Genomic DNA, 16,292 nt, shown 5'->3' on the forward strand with positions numbered 1-16,292 from the left:
AAAATTAAAAATTAAAAATCAAAAAAATTCTGATTTTTAATTTTTAATTGCTTTTGCATCAAGATTAATTTGTAGTTTGTGCAGCTAGCATCTGCTTCAGCTTTTCTAATTCAGAAGCCCAACGGGGATCTGGACGAATAGCATCTGAGTCAGATGTTGTAGTCGTTTCGCGTCCGCCACTAGCCGCACCACCACGACGAGACTTCTTAGAAGATTTGTCGCGACGGTTGCTTTCTTTGTGGGTAACAGGAGCAGGATTACTGCTACCAGCGCTTTGAGCAGCTTTGGGTGCTTGCTCGTCACCTTCGTCGCCCTTAGTGCGTGGTAATGCCTTCTCTAACTTGATGGCAGTGTCTTTGAACAATTGACCATTATACTTTTCAATAATTTGATCGGCTTGTTCATCATTATTCACTGTGAGAAAGCCGAATCCACGGCATTTGCCTGTTTTCCGGTCTTTAATTAATTTTGTGGTGACAGCATCACCTTCAGCCGCGAAAACTGCTTGCAGTTCTTGACGATCTATTTCTTCTTTTGGCAAATTGCCTATATATAGGCGAACAGACATGAACTATACCTCCAGAGTTGAATGAACAAGGCAAAATGAGAAAACAATCACTTGGCTTTGGCTTTCAAATATATGCTATTTCCCAAGACTGCCATAAACCAATTTTTTTACTCAAAACTGTCAACCTATACAATACAATTTTTCGTCGGGGTCAAGCTTGTTTAATGCCAAAGAACAAACGAAGCTCAATTAAATACCACCTTAGTTATAAGAATTGTAAATTTAATAGTTTACTGTCTGCTAAAGTAAACGTTTTCTTGTGCCCCTGTTCGCAGAATTAAACACCATCCCTTACATTATCACGGTATTTTCTACGTAGCTAGTTCAGCGCACACATTTCTGGCATATTCTTGTAATCGAATCGTAACATAAAATACAATTTTTTCTCAACAGGTAAATATTAGGAAACAAAAACCAGCCGATGGCTGGTTGATTTACTGCTGTGTTGGGAGAATTACAAAGATAGATTGGCGCAAGCGTTGGTGATAAATAACTAAGCTGGAGTGCCGAGTTATATAAATTAGAAATGTTTATGTAAATAAATGTAACACCTGCTGGCGAAAATTGCAAATTTTTGTAACATTTTTGGGATGGGGCATTGGGAATTTGTATTTCTTGTCCCCTTTGCTTCCTCTTCTCTAGCTCCTAGCCTCTGAGGAAGATGAAAGCGCCCCATGCTTGGGCTGCTACTGCGATGATGGTAGACCAAATAGGATGAGCGCTGTTAACGGTTTGACCGTTTTGGGTTTGCATGGTTTGGATATCAATCCAGGGGGTTGCGCCACGCCGGAACCAGCCTGTAACTGTAATTTGCCTACCAATGAAGTCTTGAGGATTGATGGATTGTCCCAGCCAGGGAATGTGGTGCAATTTCACTAACCCGATGTTGGTTTGCAAAATTAAGTCTTGTGCAAGAGAATTGCTGATTCCTGGACGACCTAAGAGCTTACCTGCAAGGCACACATTGATACTATCGATGGGGATAGCTGAAGGGTTAGCTAAAAGGCTGGGTAAGCGATCGTCAGTTTGTAAAGCTTGGGGTTGGATATCTGGGAAGAAAGAATTCATGCGGATCACCATACCGATACTAAAGCCAATCAGCAAACAACCTGAGACAAAAGACCAATCCTCATAGATCCATTTGAGGTTTAAAATTTTGAGTGCAAATGCGATCTGCCAACCTAACCAGATCAGACCTGCAAACAAAAAACCGAAGGGAATACCCAACCAAGGAGCAATTTGTAAAAAGAAAGGATGCTTTTTCGGTCTTAAGGATTGCTCGTTGATCAGATGTAATTCTGGTTCCAAATGCCAGTGGCGGGCAATTTTACTAAGGCGTTGAATGCGATCGCCTATTAAAGGATGACTATTATTAATAGTGAACCAGTGACGATGGGGATTGAAATTATCCCACATCAATAATGATGTAAAAGGAACTTGACCAGCTAGACTACCTAAAGAAATACTTTGCTGATAACTCACAGGTGCTACCAGATTCAAGCTTTCTAACTGCCAACTAGTTTGTTCTTTGTGGGAAATATCACCAGCTACACCAATAGCAATTTTCAATAAGGCGCGGGTTAAAGCATTGGGATTACCAGTAATTTCCGAGGCGGCGCGATCGCTATAATAAAGCCGCAACTTCGACAACCACAAAGCTATGCCAGTCAGTAGACACCAAATCCCATAAGTAAGACTAGCTAAGACTCTAGCAGGCCAGCGCCCAAATGCCGATGAGATGCTGTTGCCCCACTCCGATATACTCTGATATATTTTGTGGACAATCACGGTCACTAGCAATATCAGAGACATCACCATAAAATCTTTGTGGATGATATGCCCTAACTGCGTGGCGTAAATAACGGCAATTTCATCATCAGCTAGTTGATCTAATAGCCCTTGACTGATGACTATCCGAGCATTGCGAGCTAAATTACCATAGGTCAGAGCAATAGGAGCAGCCATTGGCAAAATTCGCAGTTTAGGAAATGGCCAGCCTTTCTGTTGACAAGAACGTTGTAATACCCGAATTGCTTCCCGACTGCGATTATTTAACTGCTCCTTGGGTAATTCTTGCTGGCCATAAAAATTTGTGAGTAACCGATCTAGCAACCAAGGTGATAAAGCCAGCGCTATCACTAATACCGCCATGACAACCACAGTTGGATCGCGATATAAAAATTGCCAAGGCTCTAAATAAGGTAGTTTAACTAAAATCTGATTTATTAAACCCATTACCAGCTTCAGCATTTCCCGCATCACCCAAAATAGAGCGAAAAATGTGCCAGTAGCCAGTAATTTTAAAGGAATTAAATTTAGCTTATGTAGGGGTTGCCAAACTTTTGCCCGGCCTGCGTGTCGCCAATAGATAGTGAATAATTTAGGTTGTGGGCGATGGAGAGAACCAATATAATTGGCTCCCATCATGGTGTCTACATTGGTATTTTTAATACCACTGGCTGGTAAAGTTGATGTAGTGCCCGCATGATTCGTGGCTTTCACCCCTGAATTTTTGGTCTGCTGTGGTGATGCAGTATTTACAGGCGCAGCATCTGGTTTATGAGAATGATCAAAAGCAACAAATCCAGTTGCAGAATTTTTGGATGAGGTCTTTTTACGTTGTTGGTGCTTTTTTAAATGCTCAAGAGCACGTTCTGCCCACTCTTGAACCTGCGGATTTGGACTCACAATCAGATTGTTACACACAGCGATCGCTTTGGGGACTTGGCCACTGCGCGCATAAGCCATAACCAAGCCCACCTGCGCCTGTAAGCCAGTTTTGCCATCTTGCTGGCTATTGGCCACAGGTTCCAGGTGAGCGATCGCTGTGGGATAATTTCCCTGTTTTAGAGCAACTAAACCAGCCTCCAAAGACGATTCGGCATGTGAAGGCATAGAATTTCTGGCACTCCCATCTGTTCTAACTGATCCACGTTTATGCTCAAGCGCATAATGTTTAGATTCCCCAGCTCATAGCTTGCGTCCGGAATTATCCCTCCACTGATTGCTGAGTAGAATACACCGGAGCGATCGCGCTTAATTTTAACTTGGGATGATCTCCCTGTAACTGTTGGCAATTCCATTCATTACGGAAAAGCAATACTGGTCGTCCCATATTGTCTTTGACTGTGGTGGTATTGAATATTCGCCCCACCTCATTCAATGCTTCCCAACCGCCTTCCACCCAACGGGCGACGCTATAAGGTAGCAAGTCTAATATGGTTTCTACACCATACTCATTTTGTAAGCGGAACTGCACTACCTCGAACTGCAACTGACCCACCGCCGCTAAAATTGGATCGCGTTTGGCTTCGTCAGTGGAGTACATAATTTGTACTGCACCTTCTTCCCGTAATTCCGAAATTCCTTTTTGAAATTGCTTAAACTTGGAAGGGTTGGGGTTCCTTAAAGTCGCAAACAATTCCGGTGAAAAATAAGGAATTCCTTCATATTCGAGCTTTTGCCCAGTGTAAATAGTGTCGCCGATCGCAAAAACCCCAGGATTATTTAAACCGATGACATCGCCTGGAAAAGCGACATCAATTGATTCTCGCTCTTGGGCGAAAAGTTTTTGTGGGCGAGACAGACGGACGATTTTGCCTGTGCGGGCGTGAGTCACCGTCATATCTTTTTCAAACTTACCCGTGCAGACGCGAATAAACGCCACGCGATCGCGGTGCTTCGGGTCCATGTTAGCCTGGAGTTTGAAGACAAAGCCAGAAAACTCGGGATACGTAGGGGGAACTTCACCAACGCTACTATTATGAGTTCCTGGTTTCAAGGCATAATCCAAGAAGTGCTTCAAGAATAGCTCTACCCCAAAGTTGGTCATGGCACTACCGAAGAATACTGGTGTCATTTTTCCTTGATGCACCAAATCTAAATCTAGTTCCGGCCCGACTCCTTCTAAGAGTTCTAAATCGTTTTTCAGTTGGTAATAGAGATCCTGTTCCAGCAGTTCCTCAATTTTGGCATCACCCAAATCAACTATTGTATCTTTCGCTTCTCTGCTACCGTGAGCGCTACGTTCAAATAAGTGAATTTGTTGATTTTGGCGGTCAAATACACCTTTAAAGCGATCGCCCATGCCAATCGGCCAGTTGACTGCATAGGTTTGCAATCCCAATTCTTGCTCGATTTCGTCTAATAATTCCAGGGGTTCGCGCCCGGGACGGTCGAGTTTATTTACAAAGGTAAAAATGGGGATACCGCGCAACTTACAAACTTCAAATAGCTTGCGAGTTTGGGGTTCCAAGCCTTTTGCCACATCAATCAGCATCACTGCATTATCGGCAGCAGCCAGCGTCCGGTACGTATCTTCACTGAAATCTTGGTGTCCAGGAGTATCTAATAAGTTGATATAACAGCTACGATATTCAAATTGCAATACTGTAGATGTAATCGAAATACCCCGTTGCTGTTCCATCGCCATCCAGTCTGAGGTGGCTTTACGCTGGGCCCGGCGGGCTTTGACTGCACCAGCTTCGTGAATCGCACCTCCGTATAACAGAAGTTTTTCGGTCAGTGTAGTTTTACCTGCGTCGGGGTGTGAAATAATCGCAAAGTTGCGGCGAAGTTCAACAGCCTGATGCAGATCTGAGTTGAGTTCAGTTGACATAAGTGTAATTGTTTGCTCTTTAGTTAACTTAACTTAATTTTTTTTCAAGATTGGTGAGTCTTTTCATCTTAGAACAACGATGCACGCGATCGGGTACGAGGAATTGGGAAGCAGTAGTAGTTCCACACACAAATATTGACAGGTGTAGATTGGCGAACGGGAAAAGGGGAAGGGTTTAAAACCTTTAGCCTTTCCCCCGCCTGTCAAAACAACTTTGGCAGACTAGTAGCAATAGAGTGAAGGGTGATTTTTTGCATATCAAACACACATCCTCGATAAAAATTACTCACGATCAACTATGTACCCAGAGAAGGATGCATTTTTTGTGTCATTTATGTTTTTGATTTGTGCCTAATATTTCTAAAATTCAAAGGGTAAAAGCGCCAATTTGTACACAACTAATTAATAAAAATTTTTATTTTTTCAATCCCAGTCTGCAAATAGGATTCACAAAAAATGCCAAAGAATCTATTAATTTCTTCTTTAATGTATAGCTTTATGGAAGAATAGATTGCAGTACTACTTTCAGTAACCTTGAGATTGTTCCCCTCATAGGTAAAGGGTATCTACTAAACTGGGGGCTAATTATAGTTTTGGGCAATAGTGCTGCTATTTGGCAACCCAGATTAACCATACCGTTAGGCGTTCAGTTGCAGAGGTTGTTTCGCGCTAATTATGGTACTTGGTAATTCCGCAGCAGTCATTAAGTAATTGAGAATATTTATAGTTGAGAAACATTAGTTTTTGCACTACTCATTACCAAATTTCTGCAATTAATTTTGGGGGATTTTTATCAGGTTTTTTTTGCAGTGCGTCGAAGTGATGTCTATCACGCTGTACAATACGAAATTGCCCCACAGCTTCATCAACAGTAGGGCAAAGGACAGTTAAGCACTGCTGGTAGTCTGTCCTAAATAAGTAAGGTTTTTCCTTGCTTTTGTGACGCTTTCTATTGTGTCTATTTGCGTTGTAATTCTTCATAAAACTTTATGTTTCCAACTCACCGCCCCCGCCGTCTGCGTACACATCCCCAACTGCGCCGGATGGTACGAGAAACTGTTTTATCAACAAGTGATTTGATTTACCCACTTTTTGCGGTACCAGGTGAAGGAATTGCTAACGAAGTCAAATCCATGCCTGGAGTTTACCAGCTGTCGGTAGACAAAATTGTTGAAGAGGCAAAGGAAGTTTACGACTTAGGAATTCCCGCCATCATTCTATTTGGTATTCCCGCCGATAAAGATGTAGATGCTACTGGCGCTTGGCATGATTGCGGTATTGTGCAAAAAGCAGCTACTGCGGTGAAGGAAGCAGTACCAGATTTAATTGTGGTGGCTGATACTTGTCTGTGTGAATATACAAGTCATGGTCATTGCGGTTACTTACAAGTAGGTGATTTAACGGGAAGAGTTTTAAATGACCCTACTTTAGAATTACTGAAAAAAACAGCAGTATCTCAAGCCAAAGCTGGTGCTGATATTATTGCGCCTTCAGGAATGATGGATGGCTTTGTGCAAGCAATTCGTGCGGGTTTAGATGAAGCGGGATTCCAAGATACACCAATTTTATCTTATGCGGCTAAGTATGCTTCGGCTTATTATGGCCCATTCCGGGATGCGGCGGATTCTACACCGCAATTTGGTGATAGAAGAACTTACCAAATGGACCCTGGTAACTCCCGCGAAGCGATTAAAGAAATTGAACTTGATATCGCAGAAGGCGCTGATATGCTGATGGTGAAGCCAGCCTTAGCATACATGGATATTATTTGGCGTGTTAAGGAAGCTAGCAACCTTCCTGTTGCAGCTTATAACGTTTCCGGTGAGTATTCCATGATTAAAGCTGCTGCTCTCAATGGTTGGATTGATGAACAGCGTGTAGTGATGGAAACTTTAACTGGCTTTAAACGTGCTGGCGCTGATTTAATTTTGACTTACCACGCCAAAGATGCGGCACGCTGGTTAAAGTAAGCTGCACAATTGATGTAAAAACTCATCTTTTATTCAAAATCTCATGCACAGGTACAAAGGCGCAAATGGTATTTGAGTGTCTTGGTGTCTGAGCGTGAGATTATTGTTTCGATAGCTATGATCAATTTCCCAAATTTTGAGAATACATTAATTATTTATAAGGGTGCAAACCTTTGCTTTTCTACCTCATGTATTGGTTGTAGGATTTTGTCCAAAAACTAAAGTATTGATTTTGCTTTTGTCAAAATCAGGAAGTATTTTTTTAAAGCTAATTTTTATACGCTATTCTACGGATATTTAAAATTTCTATCAAATATTTCTTACGGGTTATTACAGAAATAAAGGGTTGCGGCGTTTGCCATAGAAGTAAGCGATCGCTTATAAAGTATATAGTTAATAAAATGCTAACAATTGATATTTTATGTCAATTGATTTAATAAACAGAATGTAAATTATTCAATAGGAGCATGGGATTATGGATATGCAAGTCCTGAGAGAACGTGCTGGTCTTAGCCGTGCTGAGGTTGCCTTCAGGCTTGCAATCAGTGAAACCAGTGTTCGCAACTGGGAAGCTGGGCGGACTGAACCCACAATGACACCAAAGAAATATTTAGATGCTTTGCGTTTGTTTAAATGCACACCTGAAGAATTGGCAGCAGCTAGTGAAAAGTCCATAAACCAGAGGCATAAACGCAAACCAGGAAGACCAAAACGCTTTCCAGACGCAGTGGTAGCTCAAGTCACTGATTCGCTTGCCAGTTTGTAGTAGTTAGGGACTGGGGACTGGGGACTGGGGACTGGGGATCAGGGACTGGGGAGAAGGAAGCAGTCCCAATGAAAAAATTTTCACAAGCCTTGCATGAAAGTCGAGGCGGGGATTTTTACTCAGCAACGCCAGTTGCTTGAAGTCGGCAGAGCCGCCCAACGCACTGGCTCCTCAGCACTCAGCACTTTCAAACTAAGGGAGACAGGGAGATATAATACCTGTCTAAATTTCGGTGCCCCATACCCAATGCCCTATGCCTTATGCCAAAATTTCCAAGTAGTGCGATCGCTCACGGTATTTGCCAACGGTGGCGCGATAAGATTCTAAAACAATAATTGTGAATACAAGGTTTAAATGGCAGAAACTCTTTTCTTCAACGCCCTCCGTGAAGCCATTGACGAAGAAATGGCGCGTGATTCTAATGTATTTGTTCTTGGGGAAGATGTCGGACACTATGGTGGTTCCTACAAAGTTACCAAAGACCTTTACAAAAAGTATGGTGAACTAAGAGTTCTTGACACCCCTATCGCCGAAAATAGCTTTACTGGCTTGGCTGTGGGAGCTGCGATGACTGGGTTAAGACCCATCATCGAAGGTATGAATATGGGTTTTTTGCTGCTAGCCTTTAACCAAATCTCTAATAACGCTGGGATGTTACGCTATACTTCCGGCGGGAATTTTAAAATTCCAATGGTAATTCGTGGCCCTGGTGGTGTTGGTAGACAGCTAGGTGCAGAACATTCACAACGGCTAGAAACTTACTTTCAAGCTGTTCCTGGATTAAAAATTGTTGCGTGTTCTACACCTTATAACGCTAAAGGACTTCTGAAATCAGCAATTCGCGATGATAACCCAGTACTGTTCTTTGAACATGTTCTGCTTTACAACTTAAAAGAAGACCTGCCATCAGAAGAATATTTACTTCCTTTAGATAAAGCCGAAGTTGTGCGTCGTGGTCAAGATGTCACAATTCTTACTTATTCACGGATGCGCCATCATGTATTACAAGCCGTGAAAACTTTAGAAAAAAAAGGTTACGACCCAGAAGTCATTGATTTAATATCACTGAAACCATTAGATTTTGATACCATCGGTGCATCTATTCGCAAAACCCATCGCGTGATTGTCGTAGAAGAAGCGATGCGGACAGCAGGTATTGGCGCAGAAGTCATAGCTTCTATTAATGACCGCTTATTTGATGAATTGGATGCGCCTGTACTACGCCTTTCATCTCAAGATATTCCCACACCATACAACGGTAATCTAGAGCGTCTAACCATTGTTCAGCCAGAACAAATTGTAGAAGCCGTAGAAAAAATGGTGGCTATGCGAGTTTAGGTTGGGAGTAGGGGACTTGGGTAAAGGGAAAGGGGAAAGGGGAAAGAGAACAAACAGCAATTACCAATTACCCATTACCCATTACCAATGCCCTATGCCCAATGCCCTATGCCCCATTCCAGTAATAATTCTTACTAATAACCAATAACTCATAACTATTAAAAAGAGCGCTATTATAGCCTTTGTCAGTTGCGAGTGATGGTTATGGTATGCAGAGACAGCGATCGCTATTAGCTTTAATTGTAGTGTTGATTATCGCCGCTTTTGCGGTGATTTTCACAATCCCTATTCCTCTGGGGTTAGATTTGCGGGGTGGTTCACAGCTTACAATTCAGGTAAAAACTACCCCAGAAATTAAGCAAATCACCGAAAAAGAATTGGAAGGGGTGAAGAAAGTTGTTGAAGGACGGATTAACGGACTTGGCGTTTCTGAACCAGTAATTCAAACTGTAGGTACAGACAAGATTCTAGTACAACTGCCTGGGGTTAACGATCCAGAACAAGCAGAACGAGTACTTGGTGGTACAGCACAGTTAGAATTTCGCAAACAAAAATCTGGTACAGAACCTCAACTGTTTGCTTATCAAGCATCTAGGGCAGAATTAAAAGCCAAGCAACAGGAATTGAGAACCAGCAATGATGCTGCTGCGATCGCTAAAAATCAAGAAGAGTTGCAGAAAAATAATCAAGCGATCGCAGAATTGTTTGAAAGTACCGATCCACCTCTGAGTGGTCAATATCTGGAAAATGCCTATGGTGAACCCACCCAAGGTAACAACTGGAATGTTGCTCTCCGCTTCAAACCAAAAGGTGGTGAACTGTTTGCTGAATTAACCAAAAGCCTTGCTGGGACAGGGCGCGGTATTGGCATTTTTCTCGATAATGAATTGATTAGTTCTCCTAGTGTCGGCCCTGAATTCGCAGCTACAGGGATTACTGGTGGTTCTGCGGTCATTACAGGTAGGTTTACTGCTCAACAAGCCAATGACTTAGGCGTACAGCTACGTGGTGGCGCATTACCTGTACCAGTAGAAATTGCTGAAAGACGGACAGTCGGGGCTACCTTAGGTAAAGATAGTATTCAAAGCAGCATCTATGCTGGGCTTGGGGGTTTGACTTTAGTACTCATATTTATGGTTGTGTACTATCGACTACCAGGGCTAATTGCGGATATTTCATTAGTAATTTACTCTTTGTTAACTTGGGCGTGTTTTGCGTTGCTGGGTGTAACCTTGACTTTGCCGGGAATTGCTGGTTTTATCCTCAGTATTGGGATGGCGGTTGATGCTAACGTACTGATTTTTGAGCGTACCAGAGAAGAACTACGTGCAGGTAAATCATTGTATCGTTCTGTAGAATCTGGTTTTTACCGAGCATTTTCGAGTATTTTAGATAGCAACGTCACAACATGGATTGCTTGTGCTGCTCTGTTTTGGCTAGGTTCTGGCTTAGTCAAAGGCTTTGCCTTAACTCTAGCTTTAGGGGTAGCAGTGAGTATGTTTACTGCAATTACCTGTAGTCGCACATTGTTGTTTTTGGCAATTTCCATTCAATCCTTACGGAAGACAGAACTATACTGTCCTAACGTACCAGTTGCGAATAAGGCAGAGGTCGCACAATGAAACTGACTGTTAATAAATCGCGATCGCTATGGTGGGCTATTTCCGCTGCCTTTATCCTCAGCGGTATCATCTCAATGGTGATTTCTTGGCAAAACCCTAATATCCATGCACCCCTACGCCCTGGCTTAGATTTTGTTGGTGGTACGCGGTTGCAATTTGAACGCGACTGTACAAAACCAAGTAACTGCGATAAACCAATTGATATTGGTGTAGTGCGGGATGTCGCCAAAGCACAAGGGCTAGGTGATAGCAGTATCCAAATAGTTGGTGAGAACGGTATCTTAATTCGGACAAAAAACCTGGATGCGGATCAGCGTACCAAATTACGCAATACCTTAAGTGAAAAAGTTGGTGAATTTGATCCGCAAAAAAACCAAATTGACTCTGTTGGGCCGACTTTGGGAGCAGAGTTATTTCGCTCTGGGGTTCTGGCTTTGGTTGTGTCCTTCGTGGGAATCACCGTTTACATGGCCTTCCGCTTTCAATGGGACTTTGCCATTTTTGCGATCGTTGCTCTATTCCACGATATTTTAATTACCGTTGGGTCTTTTTCAATTTTGGGTTTGCTATTAGGCATTGAAGCAGATAGCTTATTCATCGTCGCCTTGCTGACAATTACAGGTTTTTCTGTGAATGACACAGTCGTAATTTACGATCGCATTCGCGAAACTATCAAAGTTCATCCAGATAGACCAATTGCTGAGATTGTCGATGATGCGGTTAATCAAACTTTAACCAGGTCACTTAATACAACCCTAACCGTATTGTTGACATTACTGGCTATCTTTCTGTTTGGCGGAGAAACTTTAAGAAATTTCTCCCTAGCTTTAATTATTGGCTTCACAATGGGAGCTTATTCGAGCATTTTCATTGCCAGTACTCTATTAGCTTGGTGGCGAGAACGTACAGGTCAATCTGTAGCAGTAGCAACTGCTAATGCAACTGATACCTCCGCCAGTTCTTAATAGAGTTAAGCTGGTTTATGTTCATAACTTGGGTCGAACAATTTTGGATTTAGATTTGAGATTTGAGATTAATGCATATCACTGAAGATTAAAAAATTAAAATTCAGTGAAACACAATCAAAATCAGTGTTAGTAATCAAAAATATCAAATTCTAAATTCCAATTTGGTACAACCCAAACCTTGCAGTTTTACAGGATATGGAACACTCAGAACAACCACCAATGAGTGGCAATAATTTTGATAATTCTGACCCAGTTTTTGGGCAACAAGTCCAAAGACTACATCAATTGACAGTATACGGAAGGTGGTTGTTTGTGGCTTGTTTATGGCTCACAATCGCACCTATTTCCTTGTGGAATTTACAATCAGAAATTGCCCTTTGGAGACAATACTTTACCTGGGTAGCAGTGCGATACGGTCTTGTATACCATCCACTGGCTACAATTGGTTTAGCATTTTGTATTGCCATGACAGCTTCTGTTTTAATTTGGCAAAGTCGAAATATTTTAATAGGGCTACCAGAACCAGAAAAGCAACGTTTAGAAAAGCAAGTTTTTCGCATCCGTCAGCAGGGACAAAGTCATCCTTTATGGAAGTGGGTTTGTCAGACTAAGCGAGAAATTAAAGATTAAAAATTCTTGAGCAAGATGAGTAAGTCTCTAGCAAAAATTTAAAATTGGCTGATTTGAAATTAATTACTATCAGGGTAAGTCTAGGATTGAAATTAATTTGGTTTTACTTTGTTTATATTCGATAAATCAATAGCGTTTAGTGCTGATTTTAAATTTCTATATTAAAATCAAAAAATCTTTTTTGCTTTGGTGATTCGAGGCTGCACTAATGAAAAACATGAGTGCGATCGCTAGAGATGATAGCGTAAAAATAGCAGATTCATCTGTGGCAAAATCTGTAAAAATTGAAATAATCGGTAGTCAAAATACTGCTAAATCGGGTGTTGTACATGAACTATCCTCAAATTCAATTTAGCGATCGCAAGTCTGAAATTGATCTAGAACAACTGCAACAGCTATTTAATCTCTGCGCCTTTTGGGCTAGAGAACGTAGTATTGAAGATTTGAGTATAGCGATTAGCAACAGCGAACCAGTAATTTCTGTATGTGATGGAAACCGACTCGTTGGCTTTGCTCGCGCCACTTCCGATGGAATTTATCGCGCCACAATTTGGGATGTTGTCATTCATCCAGACTATCGTGGTACGGGATTAGGAAGCAAATTAGTAGAAACTATCTTGAGTCATCCTCGGATGAGGGTTGAGCGTGTTTATCTCATGACTACTCACCAGCAAGGTTTCTACGAAAAGATTGGTTTTCAGCGCAATACAACTACCACTATGGTGCTATATAACCAAGCTAATCTTGATTCTCTACCGACTGGGGAAATTCAGCTTCAGGAATTACGAGGGGGATAGATACCTGCAACCTAGTAATTTCGGGAATTTCTGCTTGATTGGTTGGAAATGGCACAATTTCCAACTTTCCTCCCATCTCTTCTAACAAGGTTTGATTGAGTAAGAGCCTCATTCCTGGAGATAATGTAGAACTCTCTGTTTTGTTACAAATAGCTTTGTCTGGCGAATCCAAAAAATCTATCGATTTGATAAAATCTATAGACTCGCTCCCAGGTAGAGTATGAGTTGGCACATCTAGCCAAATATATACAGAATCCTTACTAGGTGAAAGACTACTAGAAATGGAGATTCCGCCTTCTTCCATTTGAGAAATACTGGTGTCTACTAAGCTAATTAAAACTTGGCGTAGCCACCGAGGATCTGCCAAAACATAAATTCCTGGATCTGGCGGCGACACTTGCAACTTAAAGTTACGATTCGCCGCCAGCATATAAATTAATTTATCAACTTCTTGTAAAACTTCTTTGAGTGATAGAGGTTGAATATCTAATTTATTGGTTCCATGCTCAACTCTGGCAACATTGAGAACTTCATCCATCAATTTGAGCAACTTGAGCGCTCTTTCGTGAGCCTGAGCTACAAATTATCGCTCTTCTTCTGGATTTTCGCATAAATCAGACAAAATTAACTGATGTAAACCAATTAACCCATTGAGAGGCGATCGCAATTCATGGGTAGTCCGCGCTAAAAAACCCGCTTTAAACTGGCTCATCTCCTTTGCCATTTCGTATGCGAGTTGTGTTTGCTGTAGCTGTGGAAAATGCTGTGGTTGTGTTGTTTCTATTACCTGAGTGCTAGTTCTAGCGTTGGTAGATTTGGGAAATAACCACCGCACACTTATACCCAACACCAGCCCCGATCCTAAATATACCCAATTAATCCAATCCATAATATTTAGCAGTTGTTCAGCTTTATTTTTTGATCGCAAAGGCTCAAAATCAAGTTCCTAGTTCTCATGATTCATAACGGTAAAATTGCCGATGTTTTGCAGAAGTGAGAAAAACTGTGACAGAGCAATAGTGGTAAACAAAAATACCATACCCTAAAAAGTTATGGCAGTTGCCAATTTAAACCAGACTGTACCTAGAAGTAATACAAATTGAATTTGGTGAAAGGGAAAAGGGTAAAGGTTTTTTCTTTCCTTTTCACCCTTACCCTTTTTCCTTCAAGTATAAAGAGATAGCTAACTTGTTGATACAGCTATAACTTGATCGTACCTTGCCGCAAAATTTGCCAACTTGTCCCCGTCCATTTAGCCACTGTAGAAGGTACACCCATTGCTGAGACTTCCGTTTGAAATTCTGTGGCGATTAAAGTCAAAGCTTCGGGAAACTGAGCGTCAATTTCTGCCATCGTCTGCAAAGGTGGCTGTCCAGAAAGATTAGCGCTGGTGGTAGCCATAGGGCCTGTTTGCGCCAAAATTTGTTGGGCGATCGCACTTGCTGGTACTCTAATTCCGATTGTGGTAGGGTCTGTAGGGTTCATCTCCTTTGGTACTAAAACAGAAGCTGGTAAAACCAAAGTTAGACCCCCAGGCCAATATTTAGCTGTTAATTCTTGCCAAATTTGATATTCGCGATCGCTTCCCTGCACATAAGTCCACAAATCTGCTCCGCTAGCCGCCATTAAAATCAACGGTTTATCTTGACTGCGCTGTTTAGCTGCAAATATTAAAGCCGCTTTTTCTGGTAACGTTGCTAGTGCAGGAACCGTATCTGTAGGAAAGCTAACTAAATTGCCAGCACGTGCGCCAGTTACCAGTTCAGCCAAAGAAACTTGTGTCATCGGAAGTATGAAGGATGAAAACTCATAAATATTATGAGGCTATGGTACAAATGCTTGCATTTTTTATACCAATTTTGAAAAAAATGCGACAGTAGGGGCAAGGCACTGCCTTGCCCTCAAGAATATTATTGATGTGTCGCTCAAGAATATTATTGATGTGTCGCAAACTCAGAATTGGATTTCATAAAAAGCGAAAGGGAAAGGTGAAAGGCTGTTCTTTACCTTTTCCCCTTACCCTTTTCCCTTTAACCCCAAACTTAAACAAGCAATCAGAGGCTAAGACCTCCAATTTTACGCCTTTCACCCTTCATCCTTAAGGTAAGCTAAGGCAAAACGTTCAATTCCCTCTAAATCAGAGTGAATTTGAATATTTTTATAGCTACCGTGATTTTGCAAAATTTCTCGCACGTTATCAGCCTGTCCTGCCATCATCTCAATTAGCCATACGCCACCAGGCCGTAAATAGCTAGGAGAGATTTCAATTAAATGGCGGATGCAATCTAAGCCATCACCACCACCATCTAAAGCTAAATGTGGTTCATGGCGAATTACTTCTGGTTGTAGGGTAGGTAAGGCACTGGTAGGAATATAAGGCGGATTCGATACCATACCACTAAACTGACCTTTCATCGGTGTTAGTGGCTCCCACCAGGAACCTTGATAAAACCTAATTTGGTTGGCAAAACCTAATTTTTGGGCATTTGCCGCTGCGATCGCCAAAGCTTCAGGACTGTAATCCACAGCGTGAATGGTTGACTCTGGAAAGACACTTGCTAGTCCGAGAGCGATCGCTCCACTACCAGTACCTAAGTCCACCCAATGTCCTTTTGTTAATGATGGGATAGTCCCACTAGTTGCAGCTGCTGTTACAGCTAAATCAATTAAGCATTCCGTTTCTGGCCGGGGAATCAAAACTGCGCTCGATACGGCAATTTTAAACTGTCGCCAAGGTGTAACTCCTGCGATGTACTGTACTGGCAAGCGATCGTGTAACCGCCTTTGCCACAATCGATCCAAATCTTCTAAAGACAACTCCAGTTGAATTTGAGGCCAATTTTTGTACGATTCCAAACGAAGTGCCAAGCGATCTAAACCAGCTATCTCTTGTAGCAGCCAATCAACTTCCGCTACTGAAACATCTGTGGCGATCGCAGCTTGAATTGCCTTCTGTCGCCACTGCCAAAGTTGTAAACCAGAAATTACTTTTGGCTGTGTATCCGTCATGCTTTC

At 41.9% G+C, this 16,292-nt stretch carries 14 protein-coding genes and 1 pseudogene; 9 read left to right on the forward strand and 6 right to left on the reverse strand.

Annotated elements, in window-relative coordinates:
• Positions 1-64: 64 nt before the first annotated feature.
• The 3 genes from HG267_RS22735 to HG267_RS22745 all read right to left on the reverse strand — a co-directional run bounded on the left by HG267_RS22735 (position 65) and on the right by HG267_RS22745 (position 5,186).
• Positions 65-568 (reverse strand): RNA recognition motif domain-containing protein, encoded by a 504-nt coding sequence (locus tag HG267_RS22735; protein ID WP_045868103.1) that lies wholly within the window; start codon positions 566-568, stop codon positions 65-67.
• A gap of 645 nt (positions 569-1,213) precedes the next feature.
• Positions 1,214-3,463 (reverse strand): zinc metalloprotease HtpX, encoded by a 2,250-nt coding sequence (locus HG267_RS22740; RefSeq protein WP_045868104.1) that lies wholly within the window; start codon positions 3,461-3,463, stop codon positions 1,214-1,216.
• Positions 3,464-3,557: 94 nt separating this feature from the next.
• Positions 3,558-5,186 (reverse strand): peptide chain release factor 3, encoded by a 1,629-nt coding sequence (locus tag HG267_RS22745; RefSeq protein WP_045868105.1) that lies wholly within the window; start codon positions 5,184-5,186, stop codon positions 3,558-3,560.
• A 989-nt stretch (positions 5,187-6,175) separates the two neighbouring features.
• Between HG267_RS22745 and hemB the strand changes: the two genes are divergently transcribed.
• The 9 genes from hemB (at position 6,176) to HG267_RS22790 (ending at position 13,277) form a co-directional block, all read left to right on the forward strand.
• Entirely contained in the window at positions 6,176-7,156 is a 981-nt protein-coding gene (gene hemB / locus HG267_RS22750) for a porphobilinogen synthase (protein ID WP_045868107.1), read from the forward strand.
• Between the two features lie 475 nt (positions 7,157-7,631).
• On the forward strand, positions 7,632-7,922 hold the full coding sequence (locus HG267_RS22755) for a helix-turn-helix domain-containing protein (protein ID WP_045868108.1): 291 nt from the start codon (positions 7,632-7,634) through the stop codon (positions 7,920-7,922).
• A gap of 93 nt (positions 7,923-8,015) precedes the next feature.
• Positions 8,016-8,249: a hypothetical protein gene (locus tag HG267_RS22760; RefSeq protein WP_045868109.1), complete on the forward strand. Its 234-nt coding sequence runs from the start codon at positions 8,016-8,018 to the stop codon at positions 8,247-8,249.
• A gap of 27 nt (positions 8,250-8,276) precedes the next feature.
• Positions 8,277-9,260, forward strand: a complete 984-nt coding sequence (locus HG267_RS22765) for an alpha-ketoacid dehydrogenase subunit beta (protein ID WP_045868110.1) — start codon at positions 8,277-8,279, stop codon at positions 9,258-9,260.
• A 209-nt stretch (positions 9,261-9,469) separates the two neighbouring features.
• Complete coding sequence (secD, locus tag HG267_RS22770; protein ID WP_045868111.1) at positions 9,470-10,882, forward strand: protein translocase subunit SecD; 1,413 nt, start codon at positions 9,470-9,472, stop codon at positions 10,880-10,882.
• Positions 10,879-11,847, forward strand: coding sequence for a protein translocase subunit SecF (secF, locus tag HG267_RS22775; protein WP_045868112.1), 969 nt, complete (start codon positions 10,879-10,881; stop codon positions 11,845-11,847). The genes secD and secF overlap by 4 nt, the downstream gene beginning before the upstream one ends.
• A gap of 198 nt (positions 11,848-12,045) precedes the next feature.
• Positions 12,046-12,480, forward strand: coding sequence for a hypothetical protein (locus tag HG267_RS22780; protein ID WP_045868113.1), 435 nt, complete (start codon positions 12,046-12,048; stop codon positions 12,478-12,480).
• Positions 12,481-12,688: 208 nt separating this feature from the next.
• The gene (locus tag HG267_RS22785; RefSeq protein WP_155538973.1) at positions 12,689-12,835 is read left to right on the forward strand and encodes a hypothetical protein; all 147 of its coding nucleotides are present in this window, start codon (positions 12,689-12,691) and stop codon (positions 12,833-12,835) included.
• Positions 12,810-13,277: a GNAT family N-acetyltransferase gene (locus HG267_RS22790; protein ID WP_045868114.1), complete on the forward strand. Its 468-nt coding sequence runs from the start codon at positions 12,810-12,812 to the stop codon at positions 13,275-13,277. The genes HG267_RS22785 and HG267_RS22790 overlap by 26 nt, the downstream gene beginning before the upstream one ends.
• Here the strand turns inward: HG267_RS22790 and HG267_RS22795 are convergent.
• The 3 genes and pseudogenes from HG267_RS22795 to prmC all read right to left on the reverse strand — a co-directional run bounded on the left by HG267_RS22795 (position 13,219) and on the right by prmC (position 16,286).
• Positions 13,219-14,166: pseudogene (locus tag HG267_RS22795) on the reverse strand (sensor histidine kinase). The gene HG267_RS22790 and the pseudogene HG267_RS22795 sit on opposite strands and share 59 nt — an antisense overlap.
• A 311-nt stretch (positions 14,167-14,477) precedes the next feature.
• Positions 14,478-15,062 (reverse strand): L-threonylcarbamoyladenylate synthase, encoded by a 585-nt coding sequence (locus tag HG267_RS22800; RefSeq protein WP_045868115.1) that lies wholly within the window; start codon positions 15,060-15,062, stop codon positions 14,478-14,480.
• A 300-nt stretch (positions 15,063-15,362) separates the two neighbouring features.
• Positions 15,363-16,286 (reverse strand): peptide chain release factor N(5)-glutamine methyltransferase, encoded by a 924-nt coding sequence (gene prmC, locus HG267_RS22805; protein ID WP_045868116.1) that lies wholly within the window; start codon positions 16,284-16,286, stop codon positions 15,363-15,365.
• Positions 16,287-16,292 lie beyond the last annotated feature (6 nt).

Source organism: Tolypothrix sp. PCC 7601 (assembly GCF_025677855.1).
Classification (GTDB): domain Bacteria; phylum Cyanobacteriota; class Cyanobacteriia; order Cyanobacteriales; family Nostocaceae; genus Aulosira; species Aulosira diplosiphon.

Coding starts and splice junctions, on each gene's coding strand:
- HG267_RS22740 (WP_045868104.1), bottom strand. CDS start 3,463: ATGCCTTCACATGCCGAATCGTCTTTGGAGGCTGGTTTAGTTGCTCTA.
- HG267_RS22755 (WP_045868108.1), top strand. CDS start 7,632: ATGGATATGCAAGTCCTGAGAGAACGTGCTGGTCTTAGCCGTGCTGAG.
- HG267_RS22760 (WP_045868109.1), top strand. CDS start 8,016: ATGAAAGTCGAGGCGGGGATTTTTACTCAGCAACGCCAGTTGCTTGAA.
- hemB (WP_045868107.1), top strand. CDS start 6,176: ATGTTTCCAACTCACCGCCCCCGCCGTCTGCGTACACATCCCCAACTG.
- HG267_RS22790 (WP_045868114.1), top strand. CDS start 12,810: ATGAACTATCCTCAAATTCAATTTAGCGATCGCAAGTCTGAAATTGAT.
- HG267_RS22765 (WP_045868110.1), top strand. CDS start 8,277: ATGGCAGAAACTCTTTTCTTCAACGCCCTCCGTGAAGCCATTGACGAA.
- secF (WP_045868112.1), top strand. CDS start 10,879: ATGAAACTGACTGTTAATAAATCGCGATCGCTATGGTGGGCTATTTCC.
- secD (WP_045868111.1), top strand. CDS start 9,470: ATGCAGAGACAGCGATCGCTATTAGCTTTAATTGTAGTGTTGATTATC.
- HG267_RS22745 (WP_045868105.1), bottom strand. CDS start 5,186: ATGTCAACTGAACTCAACTCAGATCTGCATCAGGCTGTTGAACTTCGC.
- HG267_RS22780 (WP_045868113.1), top strand. CDS start 12,046: ATGGAACACTCAGAACAACCACCAATGAGTGGCAATAATTTTGATAAT.
- prmC (WP_045868116.1), bottom strand. CDS start 16,286: ATGACGGATACACAGCCAAAAGTAATTTCTGGTTTACAACTTTGGCAG.
- HG267_RS22800 (WP_045868115.1), bottom strand. CDS start 15,062: ATGACACAAGTTTCTTTGGCTGAACTGGTAACTGGCGCACGTGCTGGC.
- HG267_RS22735 (WP_045868103.1), bottom strand. CDS start 568: ATGTCTGTTCGCCTATATATAGGCAATTTGCCAAAAGAAGAAATAGAT.
- HG267_RS22785 (WP_155538973.1), top strand. CDS start 12,689: ATGAAAAACATGAGTGCGATCGCTAGAGATGATAGCGTAAAAATAGCA.